Source organism: Streptomyces sp. NPDC045678 (genome assembly GCF_056432085.1).
Map to the genome: position 1 here is coordinate 199,295 of NZ_JBWKJS010000012.1, position 13,292 is coordinate 212,586.

Below are 13,292 nucleotides of genomic sequence, written 5' to 3' on the forward strand. Positions count from 1 at the left end.
TGAGAACCATCAAGGGCGACGTCAGGAGGGGACCGGCCGCAAGGCCACTCGACGCCGACGCTGAAGCACGCACAGCCTCCGGCTGGCCCTGCTTCAGCCTGGGGCCAGAACCCGGTCAACCGCGCGACGCCGAACTCCGGCAGCTCCTCCGCCACGCAGTGGCCGCTGTCCGGCACCTCGAACACCCGGACGTTGAAGCCGTGGACCGACAGGCACTCGCGCGGATACCGATGCCGAACTCGCCGCCGAGGCTGCGCACGCTCCCCCGGCGGCCCGCCCCGGCCGGGCCGCCGCCAGAGCGGCGATGCTCTGGCTCGGTCGGCCGCGCCTCAGCCGACCACGGTGACCCGTACCCCGAGGGCGTCCATGGCCGACAACTCCCCCGCGGGCGCCTCCGAGTCGGTGATCAGAGTGTGCACGTCGCTCGTCGGGCAGATCTTGGCGAAGGTGGTCCTGCCGATCTTGGAGTGGTCGGCGACCACGACGGTACGGCTGCCGTGGAAGGCGAAGGCGCGGTCGGTGGCCGCCTCCAACTGGTCGTGCGTGGTGCAGCCGTGGGCGGCGCTGATGCCGTCCACGCCGAGGAAGGCGATGTCCGTGTGGTGGTCGGCGAGGGTCTTCTCGGCGATGGGGCCCACCAGTTCGTAGCTCTGGCTGCGGGCGGTGCCGCCGATCACGATGAGGGTGACGGTGGGGCGGAGCACCAGGTTCGCCGCGATGTTGACGGCGTTGGTGACGATCGTGACCGGGCCCCGGTCGGCGAGGATGCGGGCCACTTCTGTGGTGGTGGTGCCGCCGGTCAGACCGACCACGGCTCCCTCGGGCACGAGAGCGGCGGCGGCTCTCGCGATGGCCCGCTTCTGCGGGGAGCGCTGGTCCGCGCGGTGCTGGAGCGGCACTTCGATGCTCAGCCCGCTGGGGAGCGCACCGCCGTGCGTACGGTCCAGCAGCCGTTGCTCGCTCAGGTGCCGCAGATCGCGCCGCACAGTGGCCTGTGAGACGTCGAGCAGCCGCGCGAGCTGCGTCACGTCTGCGCTGCCGTGCACGGCGACGTGGTCGAGTATCCGCGCGTGGCGGTCGCTTCTGAGCACGCGGTGAGCATAGCCCTGACGAGCGCGTTCGCTCACGGTTCGCGCGCATACTGAGCTCATCGATGCGCGGATCAACGGCAGTTCAGTCAAAACCGATCTCTTGACATGGCTGAACACGCTCGATTTACTCCCTGGCAACGCCGGTGTCGAGCACTCGGCGCAGAGGTACGCCCAGCCGGTAGGTGGCCCCCGCCACAAGCCCGGACTGAGTCGCCAGGGCCCTTCGCGGGTTCCGAGGCGGGGTCGTGCCCTCCACAGCTGGAGCTCACCGATGAGCCTCAATCACGTTGTGCGCAGGTGTATGACGGCGGCCGCGGTCCTCTCGGCCACCGCGGCGGCCTGCCTGCTCGCTCCCTCCACCGCCTCGGCGGGACCGTCCGCCGTCGAACTGCCGTCGCCGCACGCCGGGTTCGACTACCAGATAGGCGGCGCCTACACCCCGCCCGCCGGGGTGCGGACCGTCAGCCGCGACCGCGGCGCCACCCCCGCCCGAGGCCTGTACAACCTCTGCTACGTCAACGCCTTCCAGGCGCAGCCGGGCGCGGAGAAGGAGTGGGACGCCGACCTGCTGCTGCGGGACGCGAACGGTGACGTCGTGTACGACGGCGACTGGGGCGAGGCCGTCCTCGACATCCGTACCGCGGGGAAGCGCAAGCGGATCGCCGCCAAGGTCAACGGGTGGATCGACTCCTGCGCCGCCAAGGGCTTCCAGGCCGTCGAGCCCGACAACTACGACACCTACACCCGCTTCCCCGACCACCTGAAGGCGAGCCAGGCCAAGGCCTTCGTCTCGCTCCTTTCCGCGCACGCCCACGACAAGGGGCTGGCCATCGCGCAGAAGAACACGCCGGAGCTGGCCGCCGACCGCAAGGAGACCGGACTGGACTTCGCCGTCGCCGAGGAGTGCGGACAGTGGGACGAGTGCGGAAAGTACACGGCGGCGTTCGGCGATCGTGTCCTGGTCGTCGAGTACTCGGCGGACGGCCTGCGCAAAGCCTGTGCCGGCTGGGGTGACCGGCTGAGCATCGTCCGGCGTGACGTCGGGGTATCGCCCGTCGGCAGCAGCGGATACCTCCGCAGGACCTGCTGAGCGGGACGCCGGGTTCCAGACGCCGGGCTCCGGACGCCCGGAACCCGGCGCTCCACGCCCGCGCCCCCTCTTCCCGCTCCCGCCCGATCTCACCTGTCCCCCGCCTCGGGCCCGGCCTCATCTGTTCCCCGCCTCGGGCCCGACGCAGCGCGCCCCACCCCTGGAGGTAGTGATGACAGCAGTCCCCCGAGCGCCGGGCCCACCGTCGCGGCGCGGTGTGCTGCGCGCCGGTGGTGCCGGTGCGCTCGCGGTGGCCGGTGGCGCCCTGACCGGCTGCGGTACGGGCACCGCCGATGGGGTCGGCTCCGACGGCCGCGTCACGATCCAGATGTGGCACGGCCAGAACGACACCGCCGCGAAGGTCATCAAGAGTCTGGCCGCCGAGTTCGAGCGCACCCACCCGGACATCCGCGTGGACATGGGCGGCGGCGTGCTGGCCGACGCCATGTTGCAGAAGGTCACCGCCGCGCTCGCCTCCGGCACCTACCCCGACATCGCGTACGTCTTCGGCTCCGACCTCGCGAGCGTGGCCCGCAGCCCGCAGGTGGTCGACCTGACCGAGCACGTGCGACAGGGGCCGACGCCGTGGCGCACCTACCACGCGCCGGCCCGCGACGCCGTCACCGTCAACGGCCGGGTCCGTGCGATGCCCGCCCTCCTGGACGCCCTCGCCGTGGTCTGCAACAAGAAGGTGTTCGCCGAGGCCGGGGTCGACCTCCCCGAGGCGGGCTGGACCTGGCAGGAGTTCACGGACACCGCGCGCCGCCTCACCGACCCGGCCGAGGGGCGGTTCGGCACCGGCTGGCCCGGTACCGGCGACGAGGACACCGTGTGGCGGCTGTGGCCGCTGATCTGGGACCTGGGCGGCGACGTCATCGCCGGGGACGGGCGGAGCATCGGCTTCGAGAAGCAGGGCGTGCGCGCCCTGGAGGTCGTCCAGGACCTGGTGCGCGACAGAAGCGTCTACGTCGACCCCAAGCCGGGCAGCGAGCAGATGTACCAGGTCTTCCTCTCCGGCCGGATGGGCATGGTGCCGACCGCCCCCTGGCAGCTCCCGGACATCAGACAGGCGAAGGTCGACTACCACGTCGTACCCCTGCCGAGCTTCAGCCGCCGGCCCGTCACCATCTCCGGGCCCGACACCTGGACGCTGTTCGACAACGGCGAGGCCCGCGTACGGGCCGCCCGCACCTTCGTCACGTGGCTGGCCCAGCCCGCCCAGGACAGCCGGTGGGACGTGGAGGCGGGCAGCCTGCCGCTCAGCCGCCGCAGCGAGGACCGCCCGGCCTGGCGCGAGCACGCGACCCGTACGCGCGGCCTGTCCGTGTTCACCGACGCGGTCACCTCGGCGCGCGTACGCCCCGTGCACCCCGCCTACCCGCGCGTCTCGCGCGCTTTGGGACAAGCCATCGTCGCCGTGCTGCTCGGCCGCAAGAGCCCCGCCGACGCGGTGCGCTCCTGTGCCGAGGAGTCCAACGCCGCCCTGCTGATACCGCGTTGAGGACCTGACATGCCCCGACTTCCCACACCGCTGACCCTGCCGCAGAAACCGCCGGAGCCGCGCGCACTGCGCCGCCGACGCCGCAGGGAGGCGGCCACCGCCTGGGCGTTCGTCTCGCCCGCCGTGCTCGTCATCCTCGGCCTGAGCGTGCTGCCGGTGATCTGGTCGCTGCTGCTGTCCTTCCAGGCCAACGACCTCGTCACCCCCAGCCGTTGGGTGGGCCTCGACAACTACCACGCCCTGCGCCAGGACCCGAACTTCCACCAGGCCGTGCGGAACACCGTCCTCTACACGGTCCTGTACGTGCCGTCGAGCATCGCCATCGGGCTCGCCCTGGCCCTCGTGCTCAACCGGCGCATCCGCTTCGTCGGGCTCTACCGGACGCTGTTCTTCATCCCTTTCGTCATCTCCGCCACCGCGCAGGGCGTGCTGTTCTCCTTCATCCTCGACCCGGAGTTCGGCGCGGCCAACTCCCTCCTGCACCGCCTGGGCATCTCGCCACAGGGCTTCCTCACCGATCCCTCGCAGGCCCTGGGTGTCCTGGTCGTCATCACCCTGTGGAGCGGTACGGGGCTGTGCACCGTCATCTACCTCGCCGCGCTGCAGGACGTCGACCACTCCCTGGTGGAGGCTGCGCGACTGGACGGCGCGGGCCGGACGCAGATTCTGCGGCACGTGACGCTGCCCGCGCTCACACCGGTCAGCGTGTTCCTGCTGCTCTGGCAGACCATCCAGTCCCTGCAGGTCTTCGACCTCGTCTACGTGACCACCAAGGGCGGGCCCCTCGGGTCGACCACCGTGATCGTCTACTTCATCTGGGAGCAGGCCTTCAAGGAGTTCACCGCCGGGTACGGAGCGGCCGCCGCCTACGTCCTCGCCCTGGCGCTGATGGTCGTGGCCGTGCTGCTGCGCGTGGTCCGACGCGAGCGCACCCCTCGTACGAAAGCAGCCGCCTCATGACCGCGACCACGACCGAGCCGTCCCGGGTCACCTCCCGCCCAACGGCGGTGCCGGCCGCCCGGCGCCACTTCCGGCTCCCGTTCAGCGCCTGGCACCTGCTGCTCGCGCCGCTGGCCGCGCTGTTCGCGGTGCCGCTGGTGTGGCTGGTGCTCAGTTCGCTGATGAGCAACGCCGAGATCAACCGCTTCCCGCCGGCGCTCTGGCCCTCCAGGATCGATCTCGGCGGGTACGGCTACGTCCTCGGCAACGCCATGTTCCCCCGCTGGCTGCTGAACTCGGTGATCGTCTCCGCGGTCGCCGTCACCTCCAACCTGGTGTTCGGCGTGCTCGGCGGCTACGCGTTCGCCCGGATGCGGTTCGCCGGGTCGCGGCTGCTGCTCGTACTGATGCTGGCGACGATGGCGATCCCGTTCCAGCTCACGATGATCCCGACCTTCCTGGTCATGAAGAAGCTCGGGCTCATCGACACGCTCGGCGCGCTCATCGTGCCCGCGCTCGTCACGCCGTTCGCGGTGTTCCTGCTGCGGCAGTTCTTCCTGGCCCTGCCCAGGGAGCTGGAGGAGGCCGCCTGGATCGACGGCTGCTCCCGGCTGCGGGTCATCGTCTCCATCGTCCTGCCCCTCGCCCGGCCCGCGCTCGCCACGGTCGCCGTGCTGACCTTCCTGACCACGTGGAACGACCTGACCTGGCCGCTGATCGCCATCAACCACGACACCCAGTACACGCTGCAACTCGGCCTGACCACCTTCCAGGGCCAGCACCACACCCGCTGGTCCGCGGTGATGGCGGGGAACGTCCTCACCGTCCTTCCAGTGCTCGTCGCGTTCCTCTTCGCCCAGAAGGCCTTCATCCGCTCCGTCACCTCCAGCGGCCTCAAGGGCTGACCACCCGCCGCCCGCACCCGTTCAAAGGACCGCGATGCCCACCGCGTACGACCTGCTCGTCATCGGGGACGCCAACCCCGATGTCGTCCTCGGCCCGCTCACTGAACCGCTCGCCTTCGGCCAGCGCGAACAGCTCACCGAATCCGGCGCCCTCGTCGTCGGCGGCTCCGCCGCGATCATGGCCTGCGGCGCCGCGCGCCTCGGCCTGCGCGTGGCCTTCGCCGGGCGCGTCGGCGACGACGACGCCGGCCGCTACATACGCGACGCCCTCACCGCCCACGGCGTCGACACCCGCGCCCTGTCCCTCGACCCCGACCGTGCGACGCCGCTGACCGTCGTCCTCACCCGGGGCGACGACCGGGCCGTCCTCACCGCGCCCGGCACCCTCACCGCGACCTGCGGCAGTGACGTCCCCGCCGACCTGCTGGCCGCCAGCCGGCACGTCCACGCGGCCTCGTACTTCCTGCAGCCCAGGCTCGCCGAGGACCTGCCGGAGCTGCTGCGCACCGCCCGCGCGCACGGCGCCACGACGTCCCTCGACACGCAGGACGACCCGTCGGGGCGCTGGGCCGGGGCCGCCCTCGACGCGGTCCTCGCGGAGACCGACATCCTGCTGCCCAACGCCCGGGAAGCGATGCACCTCGCGGGGTGCGAGGACTCCCCCGAGGCGGCCGCCGCACGCCTCGCCGAGCGCGTCCCCCTGGTGGTCGTCAAGAACGGCCCCCAGGGCGCCCTGTGCCACGACGGCCGCACGCTGACCAGCGCGGACAGCATCGCGGTGACGGCCGTCGACGCGGTCGGCGCCGGGGACAGCTTCGACGCCGGATTCATCGCCGCCACGCTCCGGCACCAACCCCCGCCCCAGGCGCTGCGGTTCGCGGCCGTGTGCGGAGCCCTGTCCACGCGGGCCCACGGAGGCACCGCAGCCCAGCCCACCTGGGACGAAGCCCTCACCCACACCCTCTCTCGCACCGGAGTGCACGCATCATGACCCAGCCCAAGATCGTCTTCATCGGCGCCGGAAGCGTCGTCTTCACCCAGGGGCTGCTCGCCGACCTCTTCGCCTTCCCCGAGCTGAGGAACGCGCACATCGCCCTGCACGACATCGACGCCGAGCGGCTGGCCACCGCCGAGGCCGCGGCCCACTACATAGCGCGCGAGCGGGGCGCCGACGCGCGCATCACCGCCCACGCCGACCGCCGCGCATCCCTGACGGGCGCCGACTTCGTCATCAACATCGTGCAGATCGGCATGGGCGAGTCCACCCGTACCGACTTCGACGTCCCCGCCCGCCACGGGCTGCGCCAGACCATCGGCGACACCCTCGGCATCGGCGGCATCTTCCGCGCCCTGCGCACCTTCCCGTTCCTCAAGCTGCTCGGCGAGGACATCGCCGAACTCTGCCCCGACGCCTGGCTGCTCAACTACACCAACCCGATGGCCATGAACGTCCAGTACCTCACCGAGGCCACCGGGCTGACCAAGGTGGTCGGCCTGTGCCACTCGGTGTACTGGACCATGCAGGACCTGGCCAAGCTCGTGGGCGTCCCCTACGAGGAGATCACCTACCGGGCCGCCGGAGTCAACCACCAGGCCTGGGTGCTGCGTTTCGAGCACCGGGGCACCGACCTCTACCCCCGTCTCGACGAACTCATCGCGCGGGACGAGCAGTTGCGGCGCCGGGTGCGGGTCGACATGTACCGGCGGCTCGGCTTCTACCCGACCGAGACCAGTGAGCACTCCTCGGAGTACGTGCCCTGGTACCTGCACCACGACAGCGAGATCGACCGGCTGCGCCTCCCGGTCGGCGCCTACCTCGGCATCGTCGACGAGAACGTCGCCGAGTACCGCCACACCCGCGACGCCCTCGCCGCCGGGGACCCGCTCACCGTCGAGGGCACCATGGAGTACGCCCCGCAGATCATCCACAGCATGGTCACCGGCACCCCGCGCACGGTCTACGGCAACGTCCCCAACCGCGGCCTGATCGACAACCTCCCGGCCCACGGCGTGGTCGAGGTGCCCTGCCTGGTCGACGCGGCGGGCGTCCAGCCGACCCGCGCCGGGACCCTGCCGCCGCAGCTGGCCGCCCTCAACCGCACGTATCTGAGCATGAACGACCTCGTCGTACGCGCCGCCGTCGACGACGAGCCGCGGCACATCCGGCACGCGGCCATGACCGACCCGGCCACCGCCGCCGCCCTGACCGTGGATCAGATCTGGCGCCTCTGCGACGACATGGCCCGCGCCCACGCCGACCTCCTCCAGCCCTCGCTCCGGGTCGCGCCGGCCGACGACTGACCCGGCTGCCCCATCACCCGGCCGCCCCGCACTCCGACCGCCCCGCACCCCGACCGAGAACAGGAACCACCGCACATGTCCCTCACCAGCCAAGAGATCGCCACGCAGCCGCAGTGCTGGGAGAGCGTGCTCGGCCTGCTCCCCGACGTCGCCGCGGCGCTGCCCGCGAAGGGCGAACACGTCGCCGTGATCGGCTGCGGCACCTCGCTGTTCATGGCCCAGGCCTATGCCCACCTGCGCGAGGAAGCCGGGCACGGGCCCACCGACGCCTTCCCCGCGTCGGCGGCCCGGCTGCACCGGCGCTACGACCGGATCATCGCCCTGACCCGTTCCGGCACCACCACCGAGATCCTCACCGCGCTCGCCGCCGCCGACCCGGCCGCCCGCGTCACCACCATCACCGCGGTGCCCGGCTCTGCGGCCGCCCGCGTCGCCCACGACGTGATCGCGCTGGCGGAGGCCGACGAGCGTTCCGTCGTCCAGACCCGCTACCCGACCACGCAACTGATCCTGCTCCTGGCCCACTTGGGCCACTCCGTCGAGCAGGCACGGGCCGATGTCGTCACCGCGCTCGAAGCCCCGCTCGATCCGGGAATGCTCGGCGCCGAGCAGATCACGTTCCTCGGCGAGGGCTGGCACGCGGGGCTCGCCCACGAGGCCGCCCTGAAGGTGCGCGAGGCCGCCGCCCACTGGACGGAGTCCTACCTGGTCCCGGAGTACCGGCACGGGCCCATCGCCGTGGCGGGTCCCGGGCGGGCCGTGTGGAGCCTCTCCCCGCTGCCCGAGGAACTGGCCCAGCGGATCGAGGCCACGGGTGCCCATCTGCGCCGGCCGAGCCTCGACCCGCTCGCCGAACTCGTGCTCGCCCAGCGCGTGGCCGTGCGGCTCGCCGAGGACGCGGGGCGCGACCCCGACAGCCCCGCCCACCTGACCCGGTCCGTCGTCCTCGCCTGAGGCGCACCCCATGACCGGCGGGGCCCGCCCTCTCTCCCCCGACTCGGCGGTCCCCGCCTCCTTCCCCTCCCGGCCGCCCGGCCCGTCCGGGCGGCCACCGACCCTGGAACTCAGCCATGCCTCTGGTCACCCCGTACGACATGCTCCACACCACCTCCGCGGCGGTGGGCGCCTTCAATGTCGCCCTCATCGAGCAGCTGGAGGCCATCCTCATCGGAGCCGAGCGCGCGCGGCTTCCGGTGATCGCGCAGATCAGCGAGAACGCCGTCGCCCATCACGGCTCCCTGGCCCCCCTCGCGGCAGCGGCCCGTACCGCTCTCGCGGCCTCGTGCGTCCCCGCGGCCCTCCACCTGGACCACGCCACCCGCCCCGAGCTGATCGAGGAGGCGGTGGCCCTCGGCTTCACGTCCGTGATGTACGACGGCGCCGCCCTGCCCTGGCAGGAGAACGTCGCCCACACCCGCCGGATCGCGCGGCACTGCCGGGAGCACGGCGTGTTCCTGGAGGCGGAGCTCGGCGAGATCGGCGGCAAGGACGGCGCGCACGCGCCCGGGGTGCGCACGGACCCCGCCGAGGCCGCCCGGTTCGTGACGGACACCGGCGTGGACGCCCTCGCGGTGGCGGTCGGCACCTCGCACCACATGACGGAACGCACCGCCCGCATCGACCTGGAACTCGTACGGGAGCTGCGCGCCGCGGTGCCGGTGCCGCTCGTCCTGCACGGTTCGTCGGGGGCCGACGACGCGACGCTGGCCGCGGCGGCGGCCGCCGGGATCCGCAAAATCAACATCTCGACGCATCTCAACGCGGTCTTCACCGAGGCCGTGCGCGGCGTCCTCGACGCCGGTCCTGTCGTCGACCCCCGGCGCTATGTGAGCCGCGGCCGCGAGGCGATGGCCACCGAGGTCGCCCGGCTGCTGGGGCTCTTCGCCTCCGCGGTTCCGTCCTAGCCGGGCTTCGTGGTGCCCGTGCGCAGCACGACGAACAGTCCCCGCGCGCGGGTGCCGTGGGGCCCTTGCGCGAGGCGCGCACCAATGTGGGCGGTGCGGGCCTCGCTCGGCTGCATGTGCGCGCCGTTGAGGCAAGCGAGCCCTCACAGGACGAATCAGCTCGGATGCTGAACGTCAGGCCGTGGAGTGCGCGAAGATGCCGGAGTGGCACAGCAGATCGTGTCCCCGGACATGCTCAGCGCTCTCAGCGCTCTCAGAGCTTTTGGCGCCTTGGGCCTTTTCGTCGTCGGTGTGTATGGCTGCATAGCGATCCTTGTCGGCCTCTTGGACGCCAGTGCTGTCAGCCCTTCCGACTACCACGTCAAGTTCGGCTCACCTGGATCTTCATGCGACTCCGCCGACGGGCCCGTCTTCAGCTTCGAAGATGGGGAGGCCTTGTCCTGCGGGCCCCCGGGAGCACGATCCTGAACGGGGATGTTGAATGTCCCGGGTTCACCGACGCGCAGAACTCGCAGGTGGCGACCCTCGCGAGGGAAGCCGGAGAGCTGTCGCCGTCCGAGATGGATGAGATCCAGGGGCTTGTCGACAGGATTGCTGCGACGGTGCCGTCCTCCCGTCTGGCAAACGACCAGAATGCTTATTCGATCGGTCCGCTGTGGGGTACTGATCTCGCCTGGGCCGGGGGCGCTGCCGTCGTGGTGGTTGCCGGAATCGCCGCAGCTACGCGAGACCGACACCGTCCGTAGCAGCAACGGCCCCCGGCACGGAAACGCCCTGTTGCGGTGCGACGGGGACGTCAGCTGCTTCGAGAGCGGCGGTCCTTTGCCCGTCAGGTGTCGGACGCCGTCGGGTCCGGGCAGGGCGGTTCCTCTCCCGGAGCGGGCGGGTCGGGGGTGGGTCCTGTCCCGGTGCCCGGTGAGGGGCTCGTCGAGTCGGAGGGGCAGTCCTGCGGAGTGGACGGGCTCGGAGTCGGTGTGGGCGAGGGAGTGGGCGTCGCGGAGTCGGTCGGGGACGGCTCCGGTGGCTGGGTGGGGTCGGGTTCCGGCGTGGACGGAGTCGGCCGAGGTGACGGCGAGGAAGGCGCCGAGGACGAGGGGGCGGGGGTGGGGGTGGGCTTGCTGGGGTCGGGGCCGATGATGACGCCACCGTCACCGCCCTTACCGCCGGTGCCCCCGCGACCGCCCTTGTCGACCGGCGCCGTGGCCGGGGTGTCGCCGCCGGCTCCGGGAGACTTCGGGATGACACCCTTGCCGTCGGGCACGGTGTGCACGCCCCTGCGGTAGAACTCCAGCCAGGAGCGGACCAGTTCGAGGTAGGAACGCGAGTTGTTGTAGCTGAGGACCGCTTGGTCGAGGTCGGCGGCCCGGCTCAGGTCGCGCTCCCCGGCGCACAGGTAGCGGCCGGCGGCCAGGGCCGCGTCAAAGATGTTGTTGGGGTCGTCGCGGCCGTCCCCGTTGCCGTCCGCGCCCCAACGCGCCCAGGTCGACGGCAGGAACTGCATCGGCCCCACCGCCCGGTCGTACACCGTGTCGCCGTCGTGGGCGCCGCCGTCGCTGTCCAGGATCAGGGCGAAGTTCCGGCCGTCGAGTGCCGGGCCCGTGATCCGGCCCAGGGTCGTGCCCTGTCGGTCGACCGCACCGCCGCGCGCCTGCCCGGACTCCACCTTGCCGATGGCGGCGAGCAGCTCCCAGGGCAACGCACAGCCGGGGTCCGTCCGGCTGACGGAGCGCTGCGCGGCGCGATAGGCACGCAATACGGTTCCCGGAATGCCGGACGCGGCACGCTCCTGGGTGACTCGCTCACTGCGCGGCGGGGTGCTGAGGGCGTCCAGTGGCGGTAGCTCGGTGTGGTACGAGCCGTCGTCCGGCGGGGCGAGTTCGGAGTGCGGGAGGTCCGCGGCCGGGGCGGCGGGGCCGTCGTCAGCGGCCGCACGGGCGCTCTCCACGTGCGGGAACCCGGGGGCCTGGGAGGCGGTGAGCGCCGCCACCGCGGTCACGGCGATGGCGGTGGCCCGTAGACCCCGCCGGGTCCGGACGGGCAAGCGTCGTGCGCGGTGTTCGGGCATGATCACTCCCTGATGGCGTCGTGCGGGTGCGGCGGGGGTCAGCGGCTGAAGGTGTCGATGCGCGAGACGAGCCAACGGCCGTCGTGCCGCTCGACGTCGACGGCGAACATCGCTCCGGCGTAGGTGCCGTCGTCTTCGGCTTTCCTGTCGCCGGCCGTACTGACGCTGCTCTGGTCGGCGTAGACCAGGACACGGGCCCGGTCGCCGTCGATGCGCTCGACCGCGCTGTCGGTGACCGTGGTGGTGATCACCGCCTTCTGCTTGTCGGCCCGTGTGCGGATGTCGCCGAGCAGCTTCCGGTGCTGGGCGACGGCGCGTCCCGTCAGCCATTCCTTCGCGGCCTTGTCGAGGGCACGGGGATCGGCGTGGTCGTACGAGAAGAGCGCGCCGACGGCCTTGGTCGACTGTCCCTTGATCTCGCTGGTCCTGGCGGTGTCGGAGAGGGCGGTGTTGAGTGCGGCGGGGCCATCGCGGAGGGCCTCCGCGCGGGCGTGTGCCCAGCCGGCGAAACCGCCGAGGAGGAGAGTCAGGAGGCAGAGGGCCACGAGCGGGCGGCGGAGCGCGGGTCGGCGCGGCGGTGACTTGTGCGGTGGGTCGGTGTCCTCGCTTGCGTGGCTTGCGGGCGCGGGTGAGGCCTTTCGCGAACTCTCCGTCGTACCGCGTGTCGGGTCCAGAGTGCGGGTGCGTTGTGGTCGGCCGCCCGGTCCCCCGCCCCCATCGGCGGCGTTGGTGGTGACCGAGGTGCGCACGTCTTCGCGGGACCGGGGCGCGTTGGTCGTGTGTGGCTCGCGGAGTGCTGCGCGGGACCGGGCAGTCTCGGTCGTGGCCGGGGGGCGCAGGGCCTCGCGGGCCTGGCGGCGGCGGAGATTGTTCAGGTGGTGGCGGGTCGTCGGCATCGTGTGTGGTCCTCTCCTGCGGCCGGTCAGCCGGCCGACGTGCCGCCGACCGGGGCCTGGCCCAGCGCGCTGAGCTTCCAGTCGCCGTCGGTGCGGGTCAGTTCGCCGAGCATGCGGCTGTCCTTGTCGGTGGTCGCGTCGCCGGGCGCCTTCACCGTCACCCGCAGGGCGACCAGGACGCGGGCCCGGCCGGCCCGGGTGTCGAGTTCGGTGAGCGCGCCGGACAGCACTTTGGCCGTGGTCACGGTCTTGGCGGTCTTCACCTGCGTGGCGAACTCGTCCCGCCCCGACACCAGTTGCTCGTGCAGCTCACCGGTGGTGGAGGACTCCCAGAGATCCAGGCCCCGGCCGATGCCGCGGTGGTCGAGCGTGTTGAGGTTCTGGACGGCCTGTTCACCGGCGGCGAGGGCCGCATCGCGCTGCTCGGCGTAGCCCGCGGTGTCGTCGTGCGCCGCGTGGTACCAGCCCCAACCCGCCCACGTGGCGAAGCCGCCCGCGATCAGGGCGAGTACGAGGGCGAGGGCCGTGACCGGCACCGCCCCGAGCCGTGCCGGTCCTCTGGTCCCACGCCTCATCTGCGTTCCCCTCTCCCCGCGCCCG

The 13,292-nt window shown here is 72.1% G+C and carries 12 protein-coding genes; 8 read left to right on the forward strand and 4 right to left on the reverse strand.

What is annotated here, in order from left to right; translation table 11 throughout:
• Positions 1–329: 329 nt before the first annotated feature.
• Positions 330–1,091: a DeoR/GlpR family DNA-binding transcription regulator gene (locus tag AC07DO_RS35250; protein ID WP_479065748.1), complete on the reverse strand. Its 762-nt coding sequence runs from the start codon at positions 1,089–1,091 to the stop codon at positions 330–332.
• A 301-nt stretch (positions 1,092–1,392) separates the two neighbouring features.
• Here AC07DO_RS35250 and AC07DO_RS35255 point away from each other — a divergent pair, with 301 nt between their 5' ends.
• The 8 genes from AC07DO_RS35255 (at position 1,393) to AC07DO_RS35290 (ending at position 9,731) form a co-directional block, all read left to right on the forward strand.
• Complete coding sequence (locus tag AC07DO_RS35255) at positions 1,393–2,181, forward strand: endo alpha-1,4 polygalactosaminidase (protein ID WP_479065750.1); 789 nt, start codon at positions 1,393–1,395, stop codon at positions 2,179–2,181.
• Positions 2,182–2,353: 172 nt separating this feature from the next.
• The gene (locus AC07DO_RS35260; protein ID WP_479065751.1) at positions 2,354–3,682 is read left to right on the forward strand and encodes an ABC transporter substrate-binding protein; all 1,329 of its coding nucleotides are present in this window, start codon (positions 2,354–2,356) and stop codon (positions 3,680–3,682) included.
• Positions 3,683–3,691: 9 nt separating this feature from the next.
• Positions 3,692–4,642, forward strand: coding sequence for a carbohydrate ABC transporter permease (locus AC07DO_RS35265; protein WP_479065753.1), 951 nt, complete (start codon positions 3,692–3,694; stop codon positions 4,640–4,642).
• Positions 4,639–5,526, forward strand: coding sequence for a carbohydrate ABC transporter permease (locus AC07DO_RS35270; RefSeq protein WP_479065755.1), 888 nt, complete (start codon positions 4,639–4,641; stop codon positions 5,524–5,526). Before AC07DO_RS35265 ends, AC07DO_RS35270 begins: the two co-directional genes overlap by 4 nt.
• Positions 5,527–5,560: 34 nt before the next feature.
• On the forward strand, positions 5,561–6,517 hold the full coding sequence (locus AC07DO_RS35275) for a carbohydrate kinase family protein (protein WP_479065757.1): 957 nt from the start codon (positions 5,561–5,563) through the stop codon (positions 6,515–6,517).
• The gene (gene melA, locus AC07DO_RS35280) at positions 6,514–7,827 is read left to right on the forward strand and encodes an alpha-galactosidase (RefSeq protein WP_479065759.1); all 1,314 of its coding nucleotides are present in this window, start codon (positions 6,514–6,516) and stop codon (positions 7,825–7,827) included. The genes AC07DO_RS35275 and melA overlap by 4 nt, the downstream gene beginning before the upstream one ends.
• A 75-nt stretch (positions 7,828–7,902) precedes the next feature.
• A complete protein-coding gene (locus AC07DO_RS35285; protein ID WP_479065761.1) occupies positions 7,903–8,781 on the forward strand; it encodes an SIS domain-containing protein in 879 nt (292 codons plus the stop codon).
• A 116-nt stretch (positions 8,782–8,897) separates the two neighbouring features.
• Complete coding sequence (locus AC07DO_RS35290) at positions 8,898–9,731, forward strand: class II fructose-bisphosphate aldolase (RefSeq protein ID WP_479065763.1); 834 nt, start codon at positions 8,898–8,900, stop codon at positions 9,729–9,731.
• Between the two features lie 829 nt (positions 9,732–10,560).
• On the opposite strand, the gene AC07DO_RS35295 is transcribed toward AC07DO_RS35290, so the two are convergent.
• The 3 genes from AC07DO_RS35295 to AC07DO_RS35305 are packed head-to-tail and all read right to left on the reverse strand — an operon-like array spanning position 10,561 to position 13,267.
• On the reverse strand, positions 10,561–11,796 hold the full coding sequence (locus AC07DO_RS35295) for a lytic transglycosylase domain-containing protein (protein ID WP_479065765.1): 1,236 nt from the start codon (positions 11,794–11,796) through the stop codon (positions 10,561–10,563).
• A gap of 38 nt (positions 11,797–11,834) precedes the next feature.
• Positions 11,835–12,692: a hypothetical protein gene (locus tag AC07DO_RS35300; RefSeq protein ID WP_479065767.1), complete on the reverse strand. Its 858-nt coding sequence runs from the start codon at positions 12,690–12,692 to the stop codon at positions 11,835–11,837.
• Between the two features lie 26 nt (positions 12,693–12,718).
• Positions 12,719–13,267, reverse strand: coding sequence for a hypothetical protein (locus tag AC07DO_RS35305; protein WP_479065769.1), 549 nt, complete (start codon positions 13,265–13,267; stop codon positions 12,719–12,721).
• Positions 13,268–13,292: the final 25 nt, after the last annotated feature.